At 73.5% G+C, this 26,131-nt stretch carries 22 protein-coding genes; 10 read left to right on the top strand and 12 right to left on the bottom strand.

Translation table 11 applies throughout. The features are described from left to right. Positions 1-273: 273 nt before the first annotated feature. From ACZ4U1_RS04140 to ACZ4U1_RS04125, 4 genes are all read left to right on the top strand, one after another. Positions 274-3,369, top strand: a complete 3,096-nt coding sequence (locus ACZ4U1_RS04140; protein WP_467899315.1) for a glycoside hydrolase family 2 TIM barrel-domain containing protein — start codon at positions 274-276, stop codon at positions 3,367-3,369. A 73-nt stretch (positions 3,370-3,442) separates the two neighbouring features. Next, positions 3,443-3,682 (top strand): hypothetical protein, encoded by a 240-nt coding sequence (locus ACZ4U1_RS04135; protein ID WP_356155176.1) that lies wholly within the window; start codon positions 3,443-3,445, stop codon positions 3,680-3,682. A 3-nt stretch (positions 3,683-3,685) separates the two neighbouring features. Continuing rightward, positions 3,686-4,063, top strand: a complete 378-nt coding sequence (locus ACZ4U1_RS04130; protein ID WP_030607468.1) for a hypothetical protein — start codon at positions 3,686-3,688, stop codon at positions 4,061-4,063. Positions 4,064-4,398: 335 nt separating this feature from the next. After that, complete coding sequence (locus tag ACZ4U1_RS04125) at positions 4,399-5,937, top strand: RICIN domain-containing protein (RefSeq protein WP_467899312.1); 1,539 nt, start codon at positions 4,399-4,401, stop codon at positions 5,935-5,937. A 19-nt stretch (positions 5,938-5,956) separates the two neighbouring features. Here ACZ4U1_RS04125 and ACZ4U1_RS04120 read toward each other — a convergent pair whose 3' ends face one another. Beyond that, a complete protein-coding gene (locus ACZ4U1_RS04120) occupies positions 5,957-7,135 on the bottom strand; it encodes a lactate 2-monooxygenase (RefSeq protein ID WP_467899310.1) in 1,179 nt (392 codons plus the stop codon). A 431-nt stretch (positions 7,136-7,566) separates the two neighbouring features. Here ACZ4U1_RS04120 and ACZ4U1_RS04115 point away from each other — a divergent pair, with 431 nt between their 5' ends. Beyond that, positions 7,567-8,001 (top strand): protease inhibitor, encoded by a 435-nt coding sequence (locus ACZ4U1_RS04115; protein WP_467899308.1) that lies wholly within the window; start codon positions 7,567-7,569, stop codon positions 7,999-8,001. Between the two features lie 207 nt (positions 8,002-8,208). On the opposite strand, the gene ACZ4U1_RS04110 is transcribed toward ACZ4U1_RS04115, so the two are convergent. From ACZ4U1_RS04110 to ACZ4U1_RS04090, 5 genes are all read right to left on the bottom strand, one after another. After that, positions 8,209-8,457: a CDGSH iron-sulfur domain-containing protein gene (locus ACZ4U1_RS04110; RefSeq protein ID WP_467899305.1), complete on the bottom strand. Its 249-nt coding sequence runs from the start codon at positions 8,455-8,457 to the stop codon at positions 8,209-8,211. After that, entirely contained in the window at positions 8,438-9,079 is a 642-nt protein-coding gene (locus ACZ4U1_RS04105) for a HemK2/MTQ2 family protein methyltransferase (RefSeq protein ID WP_467900082.1), read from the bottom strand. The genes ACZ4U1_RS04110 and ACZ4U1_RS04105 overlap by 20 nt, the downstream gene beginning before the upstream one ends. A gap of 33 nt (positions 9,080-9,112) precedes the next feature. Next, on the bottom strand, positions 9,113-10,126 hold the full coding sequence (locus ACZ4U1_RS04100; RefSeq protein WP_467899303.1) for an iron-containing redox enzyme family protein: 1,014 nt from the start codon (positions 10,124-10,126) through the stop codon (positions 9,113-9,115). 304 nt (positions 10,127-10,430) lie between these two features. Further along, entirely contained in the window at positions 10,431-10,646 is a 216-nt protein-coding gene (locus ACZ4U1_RS04095; protein ID WP_467899301.1) for a hypothetical protein, read from the bottom strand. 136 nt (positions 10,647-10,782) lie between these two features. Further along, complete coding sequence (locus ACZ4U1_RS04090) at positions 10,783-12,288, bottom strand: MFS transporter (RefSeq protein ID WP_467899298.1); 1,506 nt, start codon at positions 12,286-12,288, stop codon at positions 10,783-10,785. A 219-nt stretch (positions 12,289-12,507) separates the two neighbouring features. On the opposite strand from ACZ4U1_RS04090, the gene ACZ4U1_RS04085 reads away from it, so the two are divergent. Genes ACZ4U1_RS04085 through ACZ4U1_RS04075 form a run of 3 tightly spaced genes read left to right on the top strand, consistent with a single transcriptional unit; the run spans position 12,508 to position 15,087 of the window. Beyond that, a complete protein-coding gene (locus ACZ4U1_RS04085) occupies positions 12,508-13,347 on the top strand; it encodes an SDR family NAD(P)-dependent oxidoreductase (protein ID WP_467899296.1) in 840 nt (279 codons plus the stop codon). Positions 13,348-13,361: 14 nt separating this feature from the next. After that, positions 13,362-14,288: a DMT family transporter gene (locus ACZ4U1_RS04080; RefSeq protein ID WP_467900080.1), complete on the top strand. Its 927-nt coding sequence runs from the start codon at positions 13,362-13,364 to the stop codon at positions 14,286-14,288. Between the two features lie 7 nt (positions 14,289-14,295). Then, positions 14,296-15,087 (top strand): polysaccharide deacetylase family protein, encoded by a 792-nt coding sequence (locus ACZ4U1_RS04075; protein WP_467899294.1) that lies wholly within the window; start codon positions 14,296-14,298, stop codon positions 15,085-15,087. A gap of 187 nt (positions 15,088-15,274) precedes the next feature. Here the strand turns inward: ACZ4U1_RS04075 and ACZ4U1_RS04070 are convergent, their stop codons facing one another. Next, on the bottom strand, positions 15,275-16,384 hold the full coding sequence (locus ACZ4U1_RS04070; RefSeq protein WP_467899291.1) for an MGDG synthase family glycosyltransferase: 1,110 nt from the start codon (positions 16,382-16,384) through the stop codon (positions 15,275-15,277). A 191-nt stretch (positions 16,385-16,575) separates the two neighbouring features. On the opposite strand from ACZ4U1_RS04070, the gene ACZ4U1_RS04065 reads away from it, so the two are divergent. Then, positions 16,576-17,397, top strand: coding sequence for a ribonuclease BN (locus ACZ4U1_RS04065; RefSeq protein ID WP_467899289.1), 822 nt, complete (start codon positions 16,576-16,578; stop codon positions 17,395-17,397). Here the strand turns inward: ACZ4U1_RS04065 and ACZ4U1_RS04060 are convergent. The 5 genes from ACZ4U1_RS04060 to ACZ4U1_RS04040 form a co-directional block, all read right to left on the bottom strand. After that, a complete protein-coding gene (locus ACZ4U1_RS04060; protein ID WP_467899287.1) occupies positions 17,394-20,222 on the bottom strand; it encodes an NHLP bacteriocin export ABC transporter permease/ATPase subunit in 2,829 nt (942 codons plus the stop codon). The genes ACZ4U1_RS04065 and ACZ4U1_RS04060 overlap by 4 nt on opposite strands. 1 nt (position 20,223) lies before the next feature. Continuing rightward, complete coding sequence (locus tag ACZ4U1_RS04055; protein ID WP_467900079.1) at positions 20,224-22,341, bottom strand: NHLP family bacteriocin export ABC transporter peptidase/permease/ATPase subunit; 2,118 nt, start codon at positions 22,339-22,341, stop codon at positions 20,224-20,226. A 113-nt stretch (positions 22,342-22,454) separates the two neighbouring features. Then, the gene (locus ACZ4U1_RS04050; RefSeq protein ID WP_467899285.1) at positions 22,455-23,261 is read right to left on the bottom strand and encodes a hypothetical protein; all 807 of its coding nucleotides are present in this window, start codon (positions 23,259-23,261) and stop codon (positions 22,455-22,457) included. A gap of 123 nt (positions 23,262-23,384) precedes the next feature. Further along, a complete protein-coding gene (locus ACZ4U1_RS04045) occupies positions 23,385-23,603 on the bottom strand; it encodes a type A2 lantipeptide (RefSeq protein WP_361695101.1) in 219 nt (72 codons plus the stop codon). A 453-nt stretch (positions 23,604-24,056) separates the two neighbouring features. Next, a complete protein-coding gene (locus ACZ4U1_RS04040; RefSeq protein ID WP_467899283.1) occupies positions 24,057-24,470 on the bottom strand; it encodes a PaaI family thioesterase in 414 nt (137 codons plus the stop codon). A 210-nt stretch (positions 24,471-24,680) separates the two neighbouring features. On the opposite strand from ACZ4U1_RS04040, the gene ACZ4U1_RS04035 reads away from it, so the two are divergent. Continuing rightward, entirely contained in the window at positions 24,681-26,123 is a 1,443-nt protein-coding gene (locus ACZ4U1_RS04035) for a S1 family peptidase (protein ID WP_467900077.1), read from the top strand. Positions 26,124-26,131 lie beyond the last annotated feature (8 nt).

Genomic DNA, 26,131 nt, shown 5'->3' with positions numbered 1-26,131 from the left:
GCCGCTCCCAAGCGCACACTCACAGTGAACAGGTGGCACCAGCCGTGTTCCAGCGTAGTGCGTCCCGCCCTCCCGCGAGCGTCGGCCCCGGGCCGGCCGGCCGACGGGTCGAACACGGTCGGGGCACGGTCAAGGGGGAAATCCGGCCGATCTTCGGTGCGGGGCCGGTACCGGAGTCCGGACTCTTGACGATCGTGTGTGGCAGGACGTCAAAATCTGTTTGTTCACGATCAGTTGTGAGTACTTCTGGGTCCTGACGAGGGAGAGCCGCCCATGACGGTCACGCGCAGATCGGTTCTGGTCGCAGCCACGGCGGCGCCCGCGGCCGGAACGCTCCTGAGCCTTCCCGCGACCCCGGCCGCCCTCGCCGCCGAGGCGACCGGCGCCGGGGGGCGCCACACCGTGCCGCTGCGGGACGGCTGGCGCTTCGCCCTGGTGGACCCCGGCGGCCTCACCGACCCGACCGGCGCCCATGCGCGGGCCGCCGACCCCGGCTACGACGACTCGGCCTGGCGCGAGGTCGCCGTACCGCACGACTGGAGCATCGAGCAGACCCCCACGACCGAGCACGGCACCACCAGCGGCACCGGATTCTTCCCCGGCGGTCTCGGCTGGTACCGGCTCGCCTTCACCCTTCCGCGGGCGTACGCCGGCAAGCGGATCGCGGTGGAGTTCGACGGCGTCTACATGGACGCGTACGTCTCCTGCAACGGCACCGAGGTCGGCCGTCACCCGTACGGCTACACCGGCTTCGCCCTCGACCTCACCGAGGTCGTGCACACCGACGGCACCACCCCGAACGTGCTCGCGGTCAAGGTGCAGAACCAGCTGCCGAGCAGCCGCTGGTACTCCGGCAGCGGCATCTACCGCGAGGCCCGCCTGGTGATCACCGAGCCGGTGCACGTGGCCCGCTGGGGCACGTACGTCACCACCCCGGAGGTCTTTGACGACCGGGCGCTGGTCCGGGTCCGGACGACCGTGCGCAACGAGTCCGGCACCCGTGCGGACGTGGAGATTCGCTCCCGGATCACCGCACCCGACGGCCGGACGGTCGCCCGCGCGGCCACCACCGCCGCCGTCTCGGAGGAGGCCGCCGAGACCCATGAACTCACCGTCCCGAAGCCCCTGCTGTGGGACTTCGCGACCCCGGAGCACCGCTACACGCTGCACACCGAGCTGCGCGTCGGGGGCCGCACCACCGACACCTACCGCACCCCCTTCGGCATCCGCACCTTCCGCTTCGACCCCGACGAGGGCTTCTCCCTCAACGGCGCGTACACCAAGATCAAGGGCGTCGACCTCCACCACGACCAGGGCGCCCTGGGCGCGGCGATCAGCATCGACGCCGTGCGCCGGCAGATGCGGATCATGAAGTCGATGGGCGTCAACGCCTTCCGCACCTCCCACAACCCGCCCTCGCCGGAGATGATCCGGGTCTGCGAGGAACTGGGCATCGTGATGATGGTGGAGGCCTTCGACTGCTGGCGCACCGGCAAGACCAGATACGACTACGGCCGGTTCTTCGACGAATGGTGCGAGAAGGACGCCACCGAGATGGTCCTCGCCGCCCGCAACTCGCCCGCCGTGGTGCTGTGGTCCATCGGCAACGAGATCCCCGACTCCACCTCCACCGCGGGGCTCGCCATGGCGGACCGGATCATCGGCGCGATCAAGGCCGCCGACGACACCCGGCCGCTCGTCATCGGCTCCGACAAATACCGGCGCGTCCCCGCCAGGGGGTCGGCGGCCGACCTGATGCTCGCCAAACTGGACGGCCTGGGCCTCAACTACAACACGGCGAAGTCGGTGGACGCCCTGCACGCGGCCTACCCGCACCTGTTCCTCTTCGAGTCCGAGTCCTCCTCGGAGACCTCGACCCGGGGCTCGTACCAGGAGCCGGAGCATCTCAACACGGGCGAGAACCACACGCCGGGCAGGCGGGAGGTCTCCTCCTACGACAACAACCTCGCCTCCTGGACGATGAGCGGCGAGTACGGGCACAAGAAGGACCGGGACCGGACATGGTTCGCGGGCCAGTTCCTGTGGTCGGGCATCGACTACATCGGCGAGCCGACGCCGTACGACGTCTTCCCGGTGAAGGCGTCCTTCTTCGGCGCGGTCGACACGGCCGGCTTCCCCAAGGACATGTACCACCTCTTCAGGAGCCAGTGGACGGCCGAGCCGATGGTCCACCTACTGCCGATGACCTGGAACCACGAGGAGGGCGACACCGTCGAGGTCTGGGCGTACGCCAACGTCCCCACCGTCGAGCTGTTCCTCAACGGAGAGTCCCTCGGGGCAAGGGAGTTCGACGTCAAGAAGACCACCGACGGCCGCACCTACCTGGAGACCACCGAGCCCACCGGCGACGACAAGACCTTCACCGACGGCCCCTACCCCGGCAGCTACACCAGCCCCAACGGCAGCGCCGGCAAGCTCCACCTGACCTGGAAAGTGCCGTACCGGCCCGGTGAGTTGAAGGCGGTGGCCCGGCGGGACGGCAAGGTCGTGGCCACCGACGTGCTGCGCACCGCCGGCGCCCCGCACGCCGTACGCCTCACCGCCGACCGCGAGTCCCTCGCCGCCGACGGCCGTTCGCTCGCCTTCGTCACCGCCGAGATCGTCGACGCGCACGGCGTGGTCGTGCCCGACGCCGGACACCTCATCGCCTTCGACGTCACCGGCGGCTCCCTGGCCGGCGTCGACAACGGCCGCCAGGAGAGCGCCGAGCGCTACCAGGCGAGCACCCGCACCGCCTTCCACGGCAAGGCCCTCGCCATCGTCCGGTCCGGCCCGCGGCCCGGCACGCTGAAGCTCACCGCCCGGGTGGACGGCCTGCGCCCGGACACGGTCCGCCTGACGGCCACCCCGGCCCGCTCGGCCGCGACCACCGAACCCGCCGCCCTCCGGCCCGACCGTCCGACGCCGCCCGCCCACCCGTACGCCGACGCCAGTTACTCCGGCCGCCCGGACACCCTGCCCGCCGCCATGCTGGACGGCGACCCCGCCACCGGCTGGTCCAACGCGTTCACCAAGTCGGCGACCGCACTGCTCCCCGCGTTCGACGGAGCCCGGAGCGAGGACTGGGTGTCGGTCGACTTCGGACGCACCCGGACCTTCGACCGGGTCGCGGTCTCCTTCACGGTCGACGCGGGCCACACCCTGCCCGCGCGGGCCGAGGTGGCGGTCTGGGACGGGCACGCCTACGTCCCGGTGACCGGCGCGCAGGTGGAGTGGGCCACCGCCTCCGACACCCCGACGGTCATCACCTTCGCCCCGGCCCGCGGCTCCCGGCTCCGCCTGACCCTCACCGGCGCGCACCCGGGACAGGTGGAGGGAGCGGTGCGGATCAGCCGGCTGGACATATGAGCTGGTACCGCAGCGAGTACCTGCTGACCTGCGGATATTTACGCGTGAGTACCCGCGCGGTACCGTGTGGGGCATGCCAGCTCTCAACGTGGAGTTCAGCGAACGGGAACTAGAGGACCTGCGGCAGATCGCCAAGGAGCGCGGTACGTCGATGAAGGCCCTCGTGCGTGAGGCCGCCGCCGCCGACATCGCCCGGCACCGGGCCCTGCAGGAGGGCGCCGAGGCGTTCCGCCGCTTCTTCGCCGGCCACGCCGAGGAATTCGCGGCGGCCTTCCCCGACGACGAGCGTCCCGGCAAGGGCGAGGCCGCCTGAGTGATGCCCTCCGTCATCCATATCGACGTCCCGTGGCTGCTCCAGCGGCACGAGGAGGTCCTGCCCGACCAGCCCGCCGTGGACGACTTCTCCGCGCTGGTCGCCGCCGTCGCCCGGCACCGGGTGGACCCGCCCCGGCTCGGCGTGGACTCCGACGCGGCCTGGCGCGCCGCCGCGCTGCTGCACACCCTCGCCGTGCTCAAGCCGCTGCCCGCGGCCAACGCCCGCTTCGCCTGCGCGACCGCCGTGGCCTACATGTTCGTCAGCGGTGCCGGCATCGACCCGCCCTACGGCGCCCTCGTCGACCTGGCCCGCGACCTGATCTCCGGCAAGACCGACGTGTACGGCGCCGCCGACCGGCTCCGTTCCTGGCAGATCTGACCGGGCGCCGGGCGGCCGGCCCCGTGCCGGCCGGCGGGGGGAAGCCGCCGGGACCGCCGGCCGGGACGGGGCCATCGGGGGAGGACCGGCTCCCAGTCCACTACCTGGCCGCCCGCTCCGGGAGCGTGCGCGCCCCGCCGGTGTGTGCGCACACTTCACACGGGGCGCATGCGGAATCGGTCCGCTTTTCGCCAATCCCTGTCATCGGGCGACTTTCTGACTTTCTTTCAATCCGGCCGAAGTCTTTCGCGCGCCTTGTTGCTCCTGTGGCAGGTGTGCAAGGGTTCAAACGCGGTGAATTTCCGCTCGCACCACGCGCCAAAGGAATCCGCTCCGTGCTCACCCCCCACCCCCCTCGTCCTCCCTATCCGCCGTCCGGCGCCGAACCCGGGGAATCCGACGAGTTCCTCGCCGGTCCGCTGCGGGCCGGCTCCGACGCCGAGGCCTCCCGGTCGGCGGCCCTCCTGATGGCCCGGCACTGGCAGCCGGCCCAGGAGTACGCGGTCATCTGCCTGGCCGCTTCCGGCCCCCTCGCCCACATGGTCACCGCCACCGCCTTCCACCAGGTCCTCGGCAGGCTGGCGCTCGGCGAACCCGCCGACGCGCTGCGGCCACGCCTGCTGGTGGCCGTCCGGGACACGGTCGTGAACTGGTCCGGTACCGACCGGATCACCGCCGTACTGCCCGGACTCGGAAAACCCGCCGGGGCCCGCGGAATGCGTACCGCGCAGCCGCTGACACCCGAGAACCGCGCCCTCTCCGACCGCGCGTTCCACGCCCTTTCCCGGCTGGAACAGGCACTGCTGTGGCACACCGAGGTCGAGGCCGAGCCGCCGGAGGTGCCCGCCGGACTGCTCGGCATGGACCTCCAGAGCGCCACCGCCGCGCTCGAACAGGCCCGGGAGAAATTCCGCGAGGGCCTGGTGCGCGCCCACCGGGAACTCGCGCCCGGCAAGGAGTGCCGCTACTACAACCGCCTGCTCGACGTCCCGATCCGCCGGGGCGGCGCGCTGCTGCCCGACGTCCAGGAGCATCTGGCCGGCTGCGCCTTCTGCCGGCACGCGGCCGAGCAACTCGGCCAGACCGACGCCGCCCTGGGCGTGCTGCTCGCCGAGGCCGTGCTCGGCTGGGGTGCCCGCCGCTACCTCGACTCACGTCCCGGCCGCAGCCCCGGCCCCCACCGCTCCGGCTCGCGCCGCTCCGGCGGGCGCCGGCGCGGCGGCGGGCGGCGCCGCGCCGGTGTGGGCGGATCCGGGCTGCCGGCCCGGTTCCTCGCCGGGGTGTCCGCGCGCCGGCCGCCCGGCACCGCCTGGTCGTCCCGGACACTGCTGACCGGCGTCGGCGTGGCCTCGGCCGGTCTGCTCGCGACGGTCCTGGCGATCAGCGCGTGGCCGGACGGCGGCGACGGCACCGAACCGGTCGTCTCCACCGGCGCCGTCCCCGGCGCGTCGACCCCGTCGAGCACCCCGGGCCTGCCCGCCGCCGGACGCCCGGGCCCGCTGCGCAACGCCGCCGGGCTGTGCCTGGACGTCAAGGGCCCGCCGGAGGCCGGGGCGAGCGCCGTCCTCGCCGTGTGCTCCGGCGCGGCCACGCAGCGGTGGACGTACGAGACCGACGGGCTGCTGCGCAGTGCCGCCGGCGTCGGTCTGTGCCTGGACTCGCATGCCGACGCCGGTGTGGTGGTGCTCGGCGACTGCGCCGACACCGGGTCGGCGCGGGGGGACGATGTGCGCTACGACCTCACTCCGCGGGGCGAGTTGGTGCCGCGGTGGGACCGGACCCTGGCGCTCGCCGCCGGCGGTGACGGGGCCGGCGCCGACCTCGTGGCCAAGGTCCGGGACGGGTCGGCCGGCCAGAGGTGGACAGCGGCGTAGGCCTCCGGCGGCTCGCCCCTCAGGGGGTGGGCGTGCCGTCGGTCTCCAGGTCCGACCGTGTCACCGTACCCGGGCTCGCGTGACCCGACAGGGCCAGCGTGAGGTCGAACTCCGCCAGGAGGCAGCGGATGACGTGGTCCACGCCGGCCTCGCCGTCCAGACCGAGGCCGTAGACGTACGGGCGGCCCAGCAGGACCGCGCGGGCGCCGAGGGCGAGGGCCTTGAAGACGTCGGCGCCGGTGCGGACCCCGCTGTCGAACAGCACGGTGAGGCGGTCGCCGACCGCGTCCGCGACGCGGGGGAGGGCGTCGGCCGCGGCGACGGAGCCGGCCACCTGACGGCCGCCGTGGTTGGAGACCACCACGCCGTCCATTCCGGCGTCGGCGGCGAGCCGGGCGTCGTCCGGGTGCAGTACGCCCTTGAGGACGATCGGACCGTCCCAGTGCTCGCGCAGGAAGGCCAGGTCCGGCCAGGTGTGCCCGGCGTCGCCGAACAGACCGAGGAAGTGCAGCACCGCCGCGTTCGGGTCCTCGTCCACCGGCTTGGCGAGGCCCGCCTGGAACGCGGGGTCGGTGAAGTAGTTCGCGGTGCCCACGCCGTGCAGGAACGGCAGGTACGCCTGGTCCAGGTCGCGGGGCCGCCAGGCCAGCAGCGGGGTGTCCAGGGTGACCACGAGCACCGAGAAACCGGCCGCCCTGGCCCGGGCGAGGAAGCTCCGGGTCACCTCGCGGTCCTTGCCCCAGTACAGCTGGAACCACCGCTCGGCGTCCCCCATCGCCTCCGCCACCCGCTCCAGCGGGGTGCTCGACGCCGACGACAGGATGTACGGCACGCCCCGCGCGGCGGCGGCCCGGGCGGCGGCGGACTCGGCGTCCGGGTGCATGATCGACAGCACGCCGACCGGGGCCAGGGCGAGCGGCGCCGGCAGGGTCCGCCCGAGCACCTCCGTCGTGAGCTCGCGCGTCTGCACGTCCCGCAGCATGCGCGGCACGATCCGGCGCCGGGCGAGCGCCGCCCGGTTGGCGCGGGCCGTGCTGCCGTCGCCCGCGCTGCCCGCCACATAGCCGATCGGGCCCGGGCCCAGCCGGTGCCCGGCCAGTTCCTCCAGCCGGGTCAGATCGGTGGGGAGCCGGGGCACCGCCCCGGACATCCCGTTCAGATAGATCTCGTACTGGAAGTCCGCCCAGTGCTGTGCCATCGGTCCCTCCCGAGCGTCGTCGGCCGCGTGCGCACCCGACCATACCGACCGGTAAGTCAGTAGCGGCAGGGCCGGCGCGGGGTCGGCGCGGGGCCGGAGTGGCGGAGGCACCCGCTCCTGGTGATCACTTCATGAACACAAGGAGTCATGAAGGGACTTTTCGCGGGCGGAGCCGGAATGTTTCAGGACGATTAACGAACAGCTGATTTTCAGCCAGCTGGCAGCTTCCGGAGCGGCGGAACGGCTCTGTTCCGGGGTCACGGCGTTCGAACTCCGTGACTTCACGCCACTGATTCAACACGAAAGGTTACTGAAACCCATGGGTTCGATGTGAGTTTCGGCGGTGGACTCGGCAGAGTGGCGCACGCCGCTCCGGCGCCCGACCGGACCGGAGCCGGCAACTCGTCTGTTCGAGCGGAAGGATGCACACAATGCGGAACACCGCGCGCTGGGCAGCGGCCCTCGGCCTCACGGCCGCCGCCGTCTGCGGACCCCTGACCGGGGCCGCCGTCGCTGCACCGGGCGCCGCCCCGTCGTCGCTGTACGCCCCCTCGGCGCTGGTGCTCACCACCGGCCACGGCAACGACGCGGCCACGGCCACACCGGAGCGCGCCGTCACCCTGAACTGCGCCCCCACGGCCTCGGGCACCCACCCGGCAGCGGCGCAGGCCTGCGCCGAACTGCGCGGCATCGGCGGCGAACTCGACGCCCTGAAGCCCTCCGGCGACGTGATGTGCACCAAGGTCTACGACCCCGTCGTCGTCACCGTCCAGGGCGTCTGGCAGGGCAAGCGCCTCTCCTACGAGCGCACTTTCGGCAACGCGTGCATGAGGGACGCCGTCGGCGGCACCCTGTTCGCGTTCTAGGACCGGGATCGCAGACGTCCCCGTGGACGCCGGATCAGGCCCGCAACTGGGGAGTGCGGCCCCTGGAGCGGGGAACCTGCGATCTCGTACCGGGACCGGCGGGCGGAGTGGGGCCGCCCGCCGGACCCGGTCACACAGCCGCTCCCCGGCAGGTCCGTGGGGGGCCTTCCGGGGAGCGGCGAAAAACAATCTGTTTCAACGGGGTGTTCAGGCCTTGCGCCGGTGACTCGTGTCGCACCAGGGGTAGCGGCGACTGCGCCGGCAGGTACAGAGAGCGACGCGGAACCGGTCCGAGGAAACCGTGCTCCCGTCCTCCAGTTCGATCTCCACGGGCCCTTCCACCAGGAGGGGCCCGTGCCGTTGCACGGTGATCCGGCGGGCGGCCCGCCCGGCCGCGGCGTCCGGCGCCGGGCCGGCGGGGGCGTCCGCCGCGCGGTCAGCAGGGTCGTTCGGCACGGATCACCACCAGTTCCTCCCTGTCGTCGGCCGGCGCGAGCAGCCCGCGCCGGCGCAGCCAGTCCGCCCGGGAGCGCAGCACCGGTCCGAAGGGGATCCAGCGGCGCCGGACCACGGCGGCCTTCAGCCCCGCCGCCCGCAGCAGCTCCAGGGTGCGGCCCGGACCGCTCAGCGCCGAGTGCACGATCAGCAGTGTGCCCCCGGGGCTCAGCAGCGCCGGCGCGTCCCGGCAGATCGGGTCCAGCAGCAGCCGCCCGTCGCGCCCCGCGTCCCAGGCGAGGGACCGGCCGTGCGGCCCGCGCCCGGTGTCGGGCGCCGGCACATAGGGCGGGTTCACCAGGATGAGGTCGTACGTCCGGCCCCGCACCGGCGCGAACAGGTTGCCGCGCCGGATCCGCACCGGCAGCCGGCTCAGCCAGGCGTTCAGCCGGGCCGTCCACACCGCCCGCCGGGACACGTCCACCGCGGTCACCTCGGCGCCCCGCCGGGCCGCCTGCAGGGCGAGCGCACCGCTTCCGGTGCCCACGTCCAGCACACGCGTACCGGGCGGCGGGGCCACCTCCTGGAGGGTCTCGGCCAGCAGCTCGGTGTCGTCCTGCGGGGCGTACACACCCGGAAGCATCACAGTGATCACACCGTGCGGTTACCCGCGCCATCAGGATGTATGAGACATCTCCTGTTCCAGGGGAGCCCGCAGGGACGACCGTCCCGCACGCCAGCGGGCGAGCAGCCGCCGGGCCAGGCGCTCCTCCAGGTACTCGGTCGCGTCGATCCCGAAGGCGATGTCCGGTGCCAGCTCCGGCTCCTCGGCGAGCAGTCCGCCGATCACCTCGTGCCGGACGACCTGCTCGTGCACCGCGTCCGCCTCCACGTGCTCGTCGTAGAAGAACTCCGCGGCCGGCCCGGCGCCGGTGCGGCGCATCGCCTCGGCCAGCCGGCGGGAGCCGGGGGAGGAGGTGATCTCCACGTCGGCGAAGTGGCCCACCAGCGCGCCGCGCAGGTCGCGGTGCAGGCCGAACAGGGACATCAGGTTGACCACGGCGAGCATCTCGGCCGGGGCCGCGTCCACATGGCGGCCGTACGCGGTGTCCAGGCCCAGGTCCGTCATCAGGTCGGCGAACAGGCGCGCGTGCACCCGCTCGGCCCGGCCCCCTCCGAACTCGTCGTACTCCACCGCCGCCATCGCCGCCTTGGCCCGGCCCCACAGCCGCGGCAGCACCCAGGCGTGCGGGTCGGCCTCCTTCAGGTGGTACAGCGAGCGCAGCGCCGCGTACTCCCGCAGCTGCCACAGCTCGCCCTCCGCGCACAGGAAGTGGGTGACGCCCGTGCCCTCGGCCGGCTCGACCAGGAGGGCGGCGAGCGCCTCGTCCAGGCTGTCGTGGACCGGGGCGTCGGCGCGCAGCGCGGACCCGAAGCGCCGCTCCAGCCCCGCGCGGACGCGCAGCAGCTCCGGGTCCCACTCGGCGTCCGGCGGGACCCCGGCGAAGCCGCGGTAGTGCAGCTCGTAGCAGAGGTACAGGGCGAGCTGGAGGTCGTCGCCGTACGGGTCCGCGGCCTTAGCGTCCGCGGGGCGGGGGAGGGGGGCCGTGCCGCGCAGATACGCGGCGACCGCGGCGGAGAGCGGGCCGCGGGGCGCGGGCAGCAGGGGTCCTCGCGGGTCGTGGTTCATGAGGCTCGGGTACCCGGCCCGCGGGAAAGCACGGGTGATCAACGGCACGCCTCCGTCCGAGCCGATGGCGCCCCTGGCGTCGCCCGAGCGGTCTCCGGCGGCGCACGTGTCGGCGCCGGCCTTCGGAGAGCGTCTTGGTGTTCGTCGGTGTCGGCACCGGCCTTCCGCGAGCGTCTCGGTGCTTGTCGGTGTCGGCGTTGGTCTCCCACGAGCGTCTCGGTGTTCGTCGGTGCCGTCGCCGGACTTCCCCGGGCCGCTCCCCGGCTGCGCGCGTGTCGTCCCCGCCCCCGTCGCCCGGCTGGCCTCAGTCGTCCTTCGCCTGTTCCTGGGCCCCGGTGTCCGGGGTGCTGGCGGTGCCGGCCTCGTCCGCGCGGTCGTCGGTGCCGTTCGTGTCGTCGTCGTCGCCGGCCGCGGCCGCGGCGGCCTTCTCCTCGTCGCGTTTCTCGGCCTCCTCGACCTCCCGGAGCACCTCCTCCAGGGCCGACGCCGGCCGGTCCTCGTGGTCGTTTCCGCCCGGCATGAGGTCTCCTTCCGCCGTGGTGGTGATCTCCCCTGCGAGTTACCCACGGGCGTGGTCTCAAGCGCCCCGCCGGACGGGTGAGGGGCCGCCGTCCCCCTGCGGACGGCGGCCCCTCGGTCCGGTGGACCCGTGGCGGTCACATGTGGACGACGGGCGCTGCGCCCGCGTCCTGGCGGGGCACTCCGCGCCGGTAGGTGAGGAGCGCGATGACCGCGCCCGCGCCGAAGAGGGCCGCCGACCACCAGAACGCGGTGGTGTAGCTCTCGATCGTGGCCTGCGCCCGCACCAGCTTGCTGGTGGCGTCCCGGCCGGACAGGTACGCGGTGGCGGCGCTCGACGCGAGGGTGTTCAGCAGCGCCGTGCCGATCGAACCGCCGACCTGCTGCATCGCGTTGACGGTCGCGGAGGCCACGCCGGCGTCCTCGGCCGCGACCCCGCCGGTGGCCAGCTGCATCGCCGGCGGCATGACCAGGCCGAGGCCCACACCGATCACGACCAGCTGCGGCAGCACCGCGCCGAGGTAGCCGGAGCCGAGGCCGATGCCGGTCAGCCAGGCCATGCCGGCCGTGGCGATCGCGAAGCCCAGCGGGATGACCGCTTTCGGGCCGAGCCGGGGCAGCAGCATCGTCGTGCCGGCCTGGGCGGTCACCATCAGCGCGCCGACCATCGGCAGGAACGCCGCACCGGTCTTCGTGGGGCTGAAGCCGAGGTTGAGCTGGAGGTAGTAGGTCAGGAAGAGGAACACGCCGAACATGCCCGCGCCGGTGATCAGCACCGCCAGGAAGGAGGCCGCGCGGTCCCGGTCGAGCAGGATGCGCATCGGCAGCAGCGGGTGCGCCGCGCGGGTCTGCCACCAGGCGAAGGCCGCCAGCAGCAGACCGCCCGCGAGCAGGAAGCCCCAGGTCGGCGGGGAGTCCCAGTCGTGCGTCTCGGCGTTGGAGAAGCCGTAGACCAGGCCGAACAGACCGGCGGCCACCAGCACCGTGCCCGGCACGTCGAGCTTGGCGTTCGCCGCGTCGCGGTGGTTGCCCAGCAGCAGCCAGCCGCCCGCGAAGGCGACGACCGCGATGGCCACGTTGACGTACAGGGTCCAGCGCCAGTCCAGCGCGTCGGTGAGCACACCGCCGAGCAGCAGGCCGACCGCGCCGCCGGCGCCGGCGATCGCGCCGTACACGCTGAACGCCCGCGCCCGCTCCCGGGCGTCGGTGAACGTGGTGTTCAGCAGCGACAGCGCGGCCGGGGCGAGGAGCGCGCCGAAGGCACCCTGCAGGGCGCGGGCGACGACCAGCATGGTGAAGCCGTTCGCGGCGCCGCCCAGGGCGGAGGCCGCGGCGAAGCCGACGACGCCGACGAGGAAGGCGGGCTTGCGGCCGAACAGGTCGGCGATCCGGCCGCCGAGCAGCAGCAGGGAGGCGAAGGCGAGGGCGTACGCCGTCACGATCCACTGCCGGTTGCCGTCGGAGAAGCCGAGGTCGGTCTGGGCGGACGGCAGGGCGATGTTCACGATCGTGGCGTCCAGGACCACCATCAGCTGGGCGATGGCGATGACCGCCAGGATCCACCACCTCTTGGGCGAGGCCTCGGCGCGCTCTATCGCCCCCGCTCCGGTGCGGGAGCCTTCGGCCAGGGTCTTCTCGGGCATGCGGAACCACTCCGGGGAAGCGGGAAGGCAAACAGCTCGTAAACGAAACTGTTTCGTACACATCGAGCCTAGGCCACCGCGAGCGAAACGGCAACGTTTCTTTATCGCGGGCCCCTCCGCCGTGCGCGGCGTTTCGGTCTGTGGCGCCCTGGATACACCGCGAAGGTTCGGCCCCGGCATTCGCGAGCCCGTGCACGCCGTCGCAGTGAGGTCGTCACCATGTCCCATGCCCCGTCCCCGCCAGGTCCGTCGAACGACACCCGGCCGCTCCCGGCCCCGGCCGGCACGGCGGCCACCGCCCCGCGCCCCGGCCGGGGCGGTACCGCCCTGGTGACGGGTGCCTCCTCCGGTATCGGCGCGGCCGTGGCCCGCCGGCTGGCCGCCGAGGGCGGCTGGCGGCTGGCGCTGAACGGGCGGGATGTCACCCGACTGGAGCAGGTGGCCGCCCAGGCCGGAGCGGTCCCGCTCCCCGCCGACCTGACCTGTCCCGGCGCCGACCGCCGGCTCACCGCCCTCGCCCTGGACCACCTCGGCCGGCTCGACCTGCTGGTGGCGGGCGCCGGCGTGGGCTGGGCCGGGGACTTCACCGGCATGCCCGCCGCGACGATCGACGAGGTCGTGGACGTCGACCTGCTGGCCACGGTGCACCTGGTGCGGGCCGTGCTGCCGCACATGGTCGCCGCCGGCTCCGGACGCATCGTGCTCATCGGATCCCTCGCCGGCAGCGTGGGCGTGCGCGGCGAGGCCGTCTACTCCGCGGCGAAGGCCGCCCTGGCCACCTTCGCCGACTGCCTGCGCTACGAGCTGCGCGGCACCGGAGTGGGCGTCAGCCACGTCATCCCCGGCGTGGTCGACACGCCCTTCTTCGACCGGCGCGGCACCCCCTACACACGCGCCTGGCCACGTCCCGTACCCGTCGAACGCGTCGCGGACGCGGTCTGCGCCGCCGTCCTGCACGGCCGGGACGAGGTGTACGTCCCCGGGTGGCTACGGCTGCCCGCCCGGGTGCGCGGTGCCGCGCCCGGACTGTACCGGCGGCTCGCCGCCCGCTTCGGATGACCGCCATGACCACCATGACCGCCCTCACGGTGCTGCTCGCCCTGCTCGCCGCCCTGTCCAACGCCTCCGCCTCGGTACTCCAGCGGCGGGCCGCCGTACAGGAACCGGAGGCGGACCAGGCCGGCGGGGCGCGGTCCTCCGTGCGCCGGTACGCCCATCTGCTGCGCCGCCCCTACTGGCTGGCGGGCGCCGGACTGCTGGCGCTGTCCAGCCTGCTGCAGGCCGGGGCGCTGGCCGTGGGCAGCCTGTCGCTGGTCCAGCCCCTGCTCGCCGCAGAGCTGCTGTTCACCCTGGCCGTCGGCAGCGTCGTCTTCCGGCGCCGGCCGGACGGGCGGACCTGGCTGGCGTTCGCCGCGCTCGGCGGCGGACTCGCCCTGTTCCTCCTCGCCGCCGCGCCGTCCCCCGGCCGGCCCACCGCGCGGCCGGGGGACTGGCTGCTCGGCGGCGGCGGGGCGTTCGGCGCCGTCGTGCTGCTCGTGACCGTCGCACGCCCGACCCGGGGCGCCTCCCGGGCCGCGCTGCTCGGTCTCGCCTCCGCCGTGTCCTTCGCCCTCACCGCCGCGCTGCTCAAGGAGGCCGTGGGGCGGCTCGGGCAGGGCCCCGCGGCGATGTTCGGGCACTGGTCGCCGTACGCCACGGGGGCCGCCGGGCTCGTCGCCTTCGTGCTGCTCCAGGGCGCCCTCGGCGCCGGCTCGCTCACCGCCTCCCAGCCGGCCCTCACCCTCGGCGACGCGCTCACCAGCGTCGTCCTCGGCTGGGTGCTGTTCGCCGAGTCGATCCGCCTGGGCCTGAACCTGCTGCCGGAGGCGGTCGGCGTCGCCCTGATCGGCGCGGGCAGCATCGGCCTGGCGCACGCCCCGTCCGTGGGCGGGGAGTGGGACGCCACGGACCCGAGGGCGTACCCCGGATCCGCCGCCGTGCCGCGCACCCCGAGGAGGTAGGTCACCGATGTCCCCCGTGTCCGGACGCGCCCGGCGGACGGCCGCCGTCCTGCTGCCGGCCGGTGTCGCCCTGGCCCACATCGGCCCGGCGGCCAGCTGGCTCCCCGGCGTACGGCCGCTGCTCTTCCCCGGGCTCGCCGGCACCGGCCCACGCCGGCACATCGCGCTCACCTTCGACGACGGACCGGACCCGGCCTCGACCCCGTGCTTCCTCGACGCGCTGGACGGGCTCGGGGTGCGGGCCACCTTCTTCGTCCTCGGCGAGCACGCGGTCCGCCACCCCGAGGTGGTCCGGGAGACGGTACGGCGCGGGCACGAGCTGGGGGTGCACGGCTGGACCCACGACCGGCCCTGGCACCCCGCGTTCGCCCGGGACGCCGAAGCCGTCGCCCGGACGGTCCGCACGGTGTACGACCTCACCGGTCACCGCCCGCGGTGGTACCGCCCCCCGTACGGCATCCTCACCACCAGCCGCTGGGCGGCCGCCCGGCGGGCCGGGCTGCGGACGGTGCTGTGGTCGGTGTGGGGCAGGGACTGGACGGCCGACGCCACGCCGGCGTCCGTACGGGCCCGGGTCACCGCGGACCTGAGCGGCGGCGGCACCATCCTCCTCCACGACTCCGACCGCCACTCGTCCCCCGACTGCTGGCACGCGACACTGACGGCCTTGCCGGCCATCGTCCAGGACTGCCGGGAAGCCGGCCTCACGGTCGGGCCCCTGCGCGACCACGACCCGACTCCGGTGCCGGGCGGGAGCGCTGCCGCGGCCGGGCCGGGGGTGGGCGACCGGGGCGGGTGAGGGGCGGGGCCCCGCGGAGCCGCACGGACCGTCGCGGACTGGCGGCGGGTGCGCCGTTCGCCATCACCGGCCGGGGGCGAGCGGCTGCCGGGGGGTGCCGCCGCCCGGCGCCGTACGTACCTCGCCCCGCCCCGGCCACGGCTCCCGCCCCGGCCACGGCTCCCGGCCCGCCCAGGGCCTCGCCGCCTCACAGGTCCGTCACGCAGTCCAGCGGGTCACGGCGGAACAGCGCCTGGCCGCGGGCCACCAGGTCGCTGCGTTCCCGGGTGTTCTCGCCGAGCCGCCCGAGGGCTGACAGGAGGGCGGGGGCGTCCGGGGCGAGTTCGGACAGGCCCAGGGCGGCCATGTGGCGGACGCCGTCCGTGCCGTGGCCGGGGAGTGGGCGGTGGCCGATCACGGGCAGGCCCATGGCGAGGGCCTGGACGGCGGTCTGGCCGGCCGCGTTGTCCACCAGGGCGTGGCAGGCGGCCAGCAGGCCGGGCATGTCGTCGACCCAGCCCAGGGGGAGCGCCGCCGGCTCCCGGGAGAGGCCGGCGAGGAGCCGCTCGTTGCGGCCGCACAGCACCACCGGCAGATAACCGGCCGCCGCCAGCAGCCGGGCGGTGGCGGCCGGGCGGGACGCCGCCCCCCAGGCGCCGGCGGACAGCAGCACCGGCGGCCGGCCGGGCGCCCGCGCGGCGAACCGCTCCCGCCACCGGGCCGCCCCGGGGGCCGGCGCGCGGAAGGCCGGCGCGACCACCGGGCCGGTCGTCACCACCGGCATGGCGAGGGACCGGCGCACCTCCTCCGCCGCCGCGTCCGTGAGGCACAGGTACCGGTCGTTGCCCGGGTGCAGCCACTGCCGGTGCACCGCGAAGTCGAGCAGGAAGACGGCGCTCGGCACCCGCATCCCGCCCCGCGCCCGCAGATGGCCGGTCAGCTGTGCCGCCAGATGGAACACGGACACCACCACGTCGGCGTCCAGCCGGTCCACCAGTTCCGTCAGCCGGTCCCCGGCGAGCCGGGCCAGCGGGACCCCGCTCGGCCGCCGGCCGGGCCCGCCGCGCAGGAACGCGCCGTAGATCCCGGCGTACACCCAGGGCAGATGCCGTACCGATGCCTGGTAGCCGCGGCGCAGGCCCGTACCGAGGCCGTACGGCAGCAGCCGCAGCACGTCGACCACATGGGCCTCGTGGCCCCGGGCCGCGGCCCGCCGGGCGAGTTCGGCGGCCACGGTGTCGTGGCCGGCTCCCATGCTCGCGCTCACGATCAGCGTCCGCCGCCGGCCGCCCGGCGCGTGAGGTTCGGTGGTAGGCACGGGGCCCGATTCTCCGCCCGCGCGGACCGCGAACGGCGGACGCGCCCGTCGTGTCGCCGCAACCGGGCGGTCACTCGTGCGCAGCATCGCGCCGCGCCCGTGCCCGCCCTCCGGCTGCGAGTCGTCCGGTGCGTGCCAGGCTGGAGGCATCGGAACGACACAGCGTGTGGGCGGCGAGCACGGGAGGAGCCGTGAGGCGGTTGCGGCGCGGCCTGCACCGCGCGTGGGAGTGGGTACGCCTGCGGGCCCTGTTCGAGCACGGCCGTGAGCTGGAGCTGATGCACCGGGCCATGGGGTTCGCCACCCTGGCCCTGGTGACGCTGGCACCGCTGCTCATCGTGGTCGCCGCGGCCGACCCCCTGGTGCGCGGCGGCTTCGCCTCCTGGCTCACCGACGGGATGGGGCTGTCCGGCCGGTCCGCCCACGTGATCACCGACGTCATCAGCCCGCCGCGCAACGTCATCGGCACCACCAGCGTCTTCGGTGGCCTCCTGCTCGCCGTGTTCGGCGTGTCCTTCGGCGGCAGTGTGCAGAACGCCTACGAAAGGATCTGGGGCCTGGCCTCCGGACCCTGGCACCGGGTGTGGCGGCAGGCGACCTGGCTGGTGGTGCTGACGGCGTACCTCTACCAGGAGGTGGCGTCCAAGTCGACGCTGCACGGAACGCAGCGCATCGTGCTGTCCACGCTGAGCGGTGTGCTGTTCTTCTGGTGGGGGCAGCGCTTCCTGCTCGGCGGGCAGGTGCACTGGCGCTCACTGCTGCCCGGCGCGGTGGCCACCGTCATCGGCCTGGTCGGCCTGCGCGCCTTCTCCCACCTCGTCTTCACCCCGCTCGTCGTCACCAACGCGCTCAGCTACGGCGCCGTCGGCACTGTCCTCGTCATCGAGTCCTGGCTCATCGGTGTCGGGTTCGTCATCTACGGCGGCGCCCTGTTCGGACGCTGGTTCACCGAGCACCACTGGATGCCGTCCCACCACCACGACGAGCCGGGGCACGAGGAGGAATTCGGTTAGGCCAGCTGCCGGCGGACCAGCTCGTGCAGCCGGCCCCCGGTGTCCGCGAGCAGCTCGGCCGGGGTGCCCTGCTGGACGACCTTGCCGTCCTCCATCACGATCACCCGGTCGGCGTCCAGGACGGTCGACAGCCGGTGGGCGATGACGATCCGGGTGGCGTTCAGCTTGCGGGTGCTGTCGATGACGATGCGCTGGGTGTCGTTGTCCAGGGCGCTGGTCGCCTCGTCGAAGAAGAGGATCCGCGGGCGCCGGATCAGCGCCTGGGCGATCATCAGGCGCTGCCGCTGGCCGCCGGAGATCGCGCCGTTTCCCGCGACGATCGTGTGCAGCCCCATCGGCATCCGCTTGATGTCCTCCGCGAGCCCCGCCAGCTCGGCCGCCGCCATCGCCTCCTCCGGCGTGTACGGCTCGGCACCGCAGATGACGTCCATGATCGACCCGGTGAACGGCTGGGCGTGCTGCAGGACCACCCCGCACTGCCGGCGCACCGCCGACTGGTCGAGCGCCGCCAGGTCCTGGCCGTCGTACAGGACGCTGCCGGAGACCGGCCGGTCGAAGCCGATGAGCAGGCGCAGCAGCGTGGACTTGCCGCAGCCGCTCGGGCCGACGACGGCCACGAACTCGCCCGGCCGTACGGCGAAGGACACGTCGTCCAGGACGAGCGGGCCGTCGTCGGCGTACCGGAAGGAGAGCCGGCGGGCCTCCAGCGCGCCCGACAGCGGGCCCGGGCGGGTGCTCGCCGTGCGCACCTCGGGTGTGGCCTCCAGCACCGGCTTGATCTCCTCGAACAGCGGCAGCGCCGCCACCGCCGACACCAACGCGCCGGTCAGCTGGGTGACCGAGGTCAGCACCATGGTCACCGACGTGTTGAAGGTCAGGAAGTCCGCCGCCGACATCGCCCCCTTGGCCGGGCCCGCCAGCAGCATGAACATCAGCAGGGTGCACACGGGGAGGTAGACCGCGCCCAGCACCGTCGTCAGGTTCTTGATCCGGCCGACCCTCTGCTGCAGTTCCCGGCTGCGCGCGAACTCCCGCGCCCAGGCCGCGTAGGCGTAGTTCTCGGCCGCCGCCACCCGCAGCTTGGGCAGCCCGCGCAGGGTCTGGAACGCCTGGTTGTTCAGCTTGTTGCCGAGCATCACCAGCTGCCGCTGCCAGCGCACCTGCCACAGCCCGAGCCCGCCGAAGACCGCCGCGATGACGACGAGCATCCCGATCGCCGCCATCGCCATCGCCGGGCTGTACCAGAACAGCAGGGCGAGGTTCATCGCGCCGACCGTCACCGACTGGGCGACGACCGGGCCGACGCCCGCCAGCAGCCGGCGGATCGCGCTGATGCCCATGGCCGCGCCGGCCAGTTCACCGGTCGAGCGCTGGGTGAAGAAGCGGGTGGGCAGGCGTAGCAGCCGGTCCCAGACGGCCGGCTGGAGCGCCGCCTCGATCCGGCCCTCCAGGCGCAGGATGGACAGGTTCTCCAGCAGCGTGAACGCGGCCGCGACCACCCCGCTGACCATCACCGCCAGGCACACCTGGACGATCAGGCCCTCCTGGGCCCTCGGCACGTACTCGCCGAGCACCTTGCCGGTGGCGATCGGCACCAGCGCGCCGATCGCCACCGTCACCAGCCCGGCGAGCAGCAGGCTCAGCAGGTCGGCGCGGGTGCCGCGCAGACTGAACCGCAGCAGTCCGAGCGGCCCGAGGCGCTTGTCGGGCAGCGGCCGGTAGAACATCACCGCGCGCGGCTCGAACTCCTCCGCGTTCGCCTTCTCGACGGGCGTCTCGCGCCCCGTCCCGGGGTGGACGGCCACATAGCCGCCGCGCCGCCACAGCAGCGCCACCGGCGCCCCGGACAGTGCCCGGTGGCCGACCAGCGGGCCCACGTTCTCGCGCCACCAGCGCCCGTCCAGGCGGACGGCGCGGGTGCGCACCCGGGAGGCCAGCGCGACCCGCTCCACCGGGTCGAGACGGTCGCTCTCCGTGCCGCTCTGCGCGGGCTCGGCCAGCCGGATGCCGGCCGCCTCCGCGACCAGCCGGCAGGCCGCGTAGGTGGCGTCCGCGTCGGCGGCCGTCGTACGGCGCGAGGAGCGCTTGCCGATGGAGGCCAGCAGCGTCCGGTCGGCCTGGGCGCGGACCGCTTCACCGGCCTTGATCCCGGCGGCGGTGCGCGTCTCGTGGGTGCGCTCCAGCTGTTCGATCCACCGGTCCAGCGCGGTCAGCAGCCGGTACTGCTGGTCCACCATGCTCTGCCACAGCGCCGGGTCCATCAGCAGGTCCGCGGCGGCCTCCGCGCCGTACAGCGAGCCGTACTGCACGCTGCCCGGCGGCACCTGCATCCAGAAGACGTCGTCGTCGCCCGGGGCCTCGGCCCGCTCCTCGGCCATCGGCGCCTGGAACAGCACGGACAGGCCGCGGCCGACGCCCAGGGCGAGCGCGTACTCCAGCGGGCTCGACGTCGGCGGCACGTACTGCGGGTTGCCGTACTCGTCGTACGACCAGGTCTGGGTCTGCGCCGGCTGGTACAGCTCGCGCAGGTTGACGCGGTGCACCACACAGTCCCGGACCGGGCGGGCCACCAGGGTGTGCTGGGGCCCGGCGACCGGGCCGAGCAGCAGCGTGCCCGCCTCCAGCCGGCCGAGGTGGTGCCAGTGGCCCTGCTGGGCGGCGTCCACCGCGAACAGGTCCAGGGCGCCGGCCGCGACCAGCCACAGCACCTGCGGACCCTCCAGGTCCAGCCGGCCCAGACCGGCGCAGTCCAGCCGCGTGCCCAGCGAGCCGAGCGCGCCCAGGACGAGGTCCCCTTCGTGTACGGATTCGTGTACGGAGGTCATCTCACCGCTCCCTGACCAGCGCCGCGTACACGCCGCCGCGCGCCACCAGCTCCTCGTGCCGCCCGCGCTCCACGATCGTGCCGTGCTGGAGGACGACGATCTCGTCGCTGTCGCGGACCGTGCTCAGCCGGTGCGCGATCACCACGCAGGCGCAGCCGCGCCGCCGCAGGTTGTCCATCACGACCTGCTCGGTCTCCGCGTCCAGCGCGCTGGTCACCTCGTCCAGCACGAGGATGCTCGGCCGGCGCACCAGCGCCCGCGCGATCTCCAGGCGCTGGCGCTGCCCGCCGGAGAAGTTCCGGCCGTCCTGCTCCACCTTGCTGTGGATGCCGCCGGGCCGGCGCATCACCACGTCGTACAGCGCCGCGTCCTTCAGCGCCTCGACCACGGCCTCGTCGGGGATCGACGGGTCCCACAGGGCGACGTTGTCGCGGACCGAGCCCTCGAAGAGGAAGACGTCCTGGTCCACGAAGGAGACCGAGGAGGCGAGCGTGCCGCGCGGGATGTCCTCCAGGCGGCGGCCGTCGATGCGGATCACGCCGTCCCACGGCGTGTACAGGCCCGAGATGAGCCGGGAGACCGTGGACTTGCCGCTGCCCGAGCCGCCGACCAGCGCCACCTGCCGCCCGGGGCCGACGGTCAGGTCGAAGCCGGTCAGCAACGGTGTGTCGAGCGGGCTGTAGCCGAACGTGATGTTCTCCAGCTCGACATGCCCGTGCAGCCGCCGGGTCGAGTCGCCCCCGCCGGGCCGGGCGTACAGCGGGTCGGCCTGGAAGTTCTCCACGTCCTTCAGCCGGGCCACGTCGGCCGCGAAGTCCTGGATCCGGCCCGCCACGCCGTTGAGCCGGGTCAGCGGCGCGGTGAAACGGGTGACCAGCGCCTGGAACGCGACCAGCAGACCGACCGAGATGTGCCCCTCGACCGCGCGCAGTCCGCCGATCCACAGGATGAGCGCGCTGTTGAAGGTGGCGAGCGTCGGCGCGACCACGCCGAGCCAGGCGCTCGGCACACCGAGCCGCTGCTGCTCCTCCAGCGTGGTGGCGTGCTGCCCGGCCCACTTGCGGAAGTAGCCGTCCTCGCCGCCGGTCGCCTTCAGTGTCTCGATCAGCTGCAGGCCGGTGTACGAGGTGTTGGTGAGCCGCGCGGTGTCGGCGCGCAGCTTCGCCGTCCGGGTCGCGCGCAGCCGTACGACGAGCCGCATGGCCACCACGTTCAGCAGGGCCACGGCGATGCCGACGAACGTCAGCTGCGGGTCGTAGGTGTAGAGCAGGACCGCGTACAGCACGACCACGATCGCGTCGACGCCGGCCGCCGCGAGGTCGCGGGCCAGGGTCTCGGCGACCTGGTCGTTGGACTGCAGGCGTTGCACCAGGTCGGCGGGGGAACGCTGGGCGAAGAACGTCACCGGCAGCCGCAGCAGATGCCGCAGGAAGCGGGCGCTGGAGAGGGTGGAGGAGATGATCCGGCCGTGCAGCAGGTTGGCCTGCTGGAGCCAGGTCAGCACCAGGGTGAGCAGCACACAGGCGGCCATCGACGTGAACAGCACGCCCAGCAGCGAGGTCTGCCCGCCGATGAGGAACATGTCGATGTAGGTGCGGCTGAGCGCGGGCACGGCCGCGCCGACCGCGACCAGCAGCAGGCTGGCCAGGACGGCGGCGGGCAGGGTGCCCGCGGTGCCGCGCAGCCGGGCCGGCATCGCGCCGAGCACACCGGGCTTGCGGCCGCCCCTGGCGAAGTCCTCGCCGGGCTCCAGGACCAGCACGACACCGGTGAAGCTGCCGTCGAACTCCTCCATGGGCACGAAACGGCGGCCCTTGGCGGGGTCGTTGACATACACCCCGCGCCGGCCGAAGCGGCGGCCCATGCCGTCGTAGACGACGTAGTGGTTGAACTCCCAGAAGAGGATGGCCGGGGCCCGCACCTCGGCGAGGGCGGCCAGGTCCATCTGCATGCCCTTGGCGGTCAGGCCGTAACTGCGGGCCGCCTTCAGCAGGTTGGAGGCGCGGGAGCCGTCGCGGGAGACACCGCAGGCGATGCGCAGCTCCTCCAGCGGGACGTGCCGGCCGTAGTGGCCGAGGACCATCGCGAGGGAGGCGGCGCCGCACTCGACGGCCTCCATCTGCAGCACGGTGGGCGTACGGACCGTGCCGGTACGGGACGTGGGGGCCGGGCGCTTGGCGGGGGCCGCCCGTCTGCGGCCACGGGTTTCCTGGGTTCTTCCCTGGAGGCGGGTCACGGGAGCAGCCAATCGACGGGACGCTGGTCGGCGAGCCGGACGGAGCCGGTGGCGAGGGTCATGGAGTCGAGCCGGAAGGGCGGCCCGTCGGAGGTGGACCAGCGGTAACCGCTCTTGGTGGACGACGACTTGTCCAGCTCCACCAGCACGGCCACCGGGCGGCCCTTGCGGGTGAACTGTTCGCCGAGCTGGCTGTCGCCGAGGAACGCGGAGATCGACTGGGCGGACTGCGCGGTGCGGTCCACCGACTTCACCTCGCCGCGCAGCACGCCGTACCGCTGTGTCGGTACGGAGGACACGGTCAGGTCGACCGAGGCGTGCGCGGGGATGGCGGCGGCGTTCTCGGCCGGCACGTACACGGTCGCGTACAGCGGATCGGAGGCGTGGGCGACCTTCTCGACCGCGGCGACATTGGTGCCGGTCTGGATGATCTGGCCGATGGTCGCGGCGAGCGTGGTGACGCGGCCGGCGGCGACGGTCCGGACCACCGTGTCGCCTTGCTCCGTACGGACTTTGAGGACGGGCGCGTTCGCGGGCAGCCGTTCGCCCTGCCGGGCGAGGACGGCCGTCACCTGTCCGGCCACCGGGCTCTGGAGCAGATAACTGCCCTGCCCGTGGGTGAGGATGGCGGGCGCGCTCACCGTGGAGGCGACCGAGCCGGTCACCGCCCACACGGAGGCGGCGGCCATGACGACGACGGTGACGCCGAGCGCGAGCCAGCCCTGCGGGCGGGCGAGCCGCACCGGAAGGTCCAGCTCCTCCGGCGACTGGAGCTTGGCGAGGGCCTGTTGGCGGAACTGCACGGAACTTCCCTCACCTGGGGGTCAGACGCATGTGGTCCTGGGGGTCGGACGCATGTGGTTCAGGCACCCGAGAGTCCCGGAGCCGAGGGACGGCTCCGGGACGTCGGTGACACCGAGGTGCGATCAGAGACCGGCGACCAGGCCGTTGATCGGGGCGGTGTTCAGACCGGTCACACCCTCGACGGTGCCGACGACCGTGTTGACCAGGCCGTTCACGCCGGGGGCGATCTCGTTCACGGTGCCGAGGGTGCTGTTGAGGGTGTTGGAGGACAGGCCACCGGAGACGTTGTCCAGCTCGGCGTCCGAGATCTCGACGGTCTCAACCTGGGGGGTGGAGTTCATGGTGGAACTTCCCTTCGTATGGATATTTCACAAGGGGGGAGCGGCCCCCTCTGGGGACAGACGGACGGCCGCGACCGCGGGCGCCGGGCACCGTCTGCGACAGGCCCGCCGGACCCCCGCGGCCCGATGGATCAAAGCACGCACGCGGGGCGCGCTTCCAATCCAACCAGGGCTCTCACCTGGGCAATTGGCTCACGAACGGGTTCATACGTGCAGGCGTGCGCACGGGGTGTCAGCGACTCCTTCACATGCCGCACGGCATCGTCGCGTCGGCTGCCTTGCCCACCGGGCGGCGAATCCGGCACTCCTCGCCAAAGGCGTGTCAGGGGGCGTGCGGATGTGCAGAAGCCCGGGTGCCGGTGAGGTGGCTGAGTGGTGGATGTGCAGATTCCCTGAAGGGGAGATTCCGTTTGACGTTCGGAACTGACCGTTACCGATCAGTAGCTGACTGTGTCAGCCGAGAATCGCATAGACCGTGCTCGCCCGGGCGGCGAGCGCACCCGAGGCGGCATCGCTCAACGTGACGTCCGCGAACGCCATCCGGCGGCCCAGCTTCGTCAGGACCGCTTCGATCCGGACATCCGCACCGGTCACCGCGCGCTGGAACGAGGTCGACTGCTGCACCGTCGTCATGGGCACGAACCCGCCCCGCGCGGCCGACACCGCGATCACCGTCGCCGTGTCGGCCGCGGCCATCAGCGCCTGCCCGGACAGCCCGCCGCCCTCCCGGGCCAGCCGCTCCGACCAGGGCAGCCGCAGCACGGCCCGGTCCTCGCCCACCGCCTCGACGGCCAGCCCGAGATCGAGCACCCAGGGGGCGAAGTTGACGGAGAGGATCTTGTCGGCTTCGGCGGTGGTCATCGTCATATGGGGGATTGTTCCCGCCCGCCCGCCGCGACACGCCCGGCGTGGCCGATTCGGCACGCCGATACGGCCGTACGGAACCGGAATTGAACACACCACGCGGCCGGTGCGTACCTACGGCCATCCAGGCGCCGCGATACCCACCCCCCTACGAACTGCCCGCGAGCGGCAGACCCCCCGTCCCAGGAGGTCGAGAAGTTGAGTCACAAGCGAATGCCCAAGCGCAAGGCCGCGATAGCGGTGGGCGGTGTCGCGGCGCTCGGAGCGGCGGCCCTCCTGCTGCCCAACGCCAACGCGTCCCAGGACGAGAACCAGGCGTCGGGCACCACCGGCACCGCCAAGACCCTGAAGGCCGCGGACGCCTCCGGCCTCGCCGCCCAGCTGGAGAAGATCCTCGGCGACGCCTTCGCCGGGTCGTACTACGACAGCGGCAAGCAGCAGCTCGTCGTCAACGTGGTCAGCGGCGACGACAACGTCATCGTCCAGGCGAAGAAGGCGGGCGCGGTCGTCCGCCAGGTGGAGAACAGCACCGCCGAACTCAAGGCCGCCGCGCGGACACTGAAGGCCAAGGCCACCATCCCGGGCACCTCCTGGGCCGTCGACCCGCGCACCGACAAGGTCCTGGTCACCGCCGACTCCACCGTGACCGGCGCCAAGTGGGACAGACTGCAGTCGACGGTGCGGAGCCTCGGCTCCGGCATGGCGACGCTGAAGAAGTCCTCCGGCACCTTCAAGACGTTCGTCTCCGGCGGCGACGCCATCTTCTCCCAGGCGCAGGGCGGCAACGTCCGCTGCTCCCTCGGCTTCAACGTCACCGCCTCCGACGGCAGCCCCGCCTTCCTGACGGCCGGTCACTGCGGCGTCGCCGCCAAGGAGTGGTCCGACTCCGAGACCGGCGAGCCCATCGCCACCGTCGACCAGGCGACCTTCCCCGGCGAGGGCGACTTCTCCCTCGTCAAGTACAACGACCCGAACACCCAGGCGCCCAGCGAGGTCGACGCCGGCAACGGCCAGACCGTGCAGATCAAGCAGGCCGCCGAGGCCACCGTCGGCGCGACCGTGTTCCGGATGGGCTCCACCACCGGGCTGCACGACGGCCAGGTCACCGGACTCGACGCCACCGTCAACTTCCAGAGTGAGACCGACCCGAGCGGCGTCGACACCGTCACCGGCCTGATCCAGACCAACGTGTGCGCCGAACCCGGTGACAGCGGCGGCTCGCTGTTCACCCAGGACGGCAGCGCGCTCGGCCTCACCTCCGGCGGCAGCGGCGACTGCACCAGCGGCGGCGAGACCTTCTTCCAGCCGGTCACGACCGCCCTCCAGGCCACCGGCGCCACGCTCGGCGACGGCGGCGCGGGAGCGGGCGACCAGGCCGGTGCGGGTGACCAGGCGGGGGCCGGTGACCAGGCCGGCGCCGGTGACGGAACCGGTGCCGGGGACGAGGCGGGCGCGGGCGCCGGCGATCAGGCGGGTGCGGGTGACCAGGCGGGCGCCGGTGACCAGGCCGGGGCCGGCGAGGGCGCAGGCGCCGGGGACCAGGCGGGGGCCGGCGGTGACCAGATCGGTGGCGGTGCCGACCCGTCCGCGCCGTCCGACGCCTCCGGCTCCGGCGCGGCGCACGAGGGATCGTCGTCCCTCACCGGCTCCCACTGAGCACACCG

The organism is Streptomyces sp. NPDC028928 (assembly GCF_055564915.1).
The sequence above is the reverse complement of the archived record's forward strand: the minus strand, read 5'-3'. Positions and strand labels throughout refer to the sequence as shown.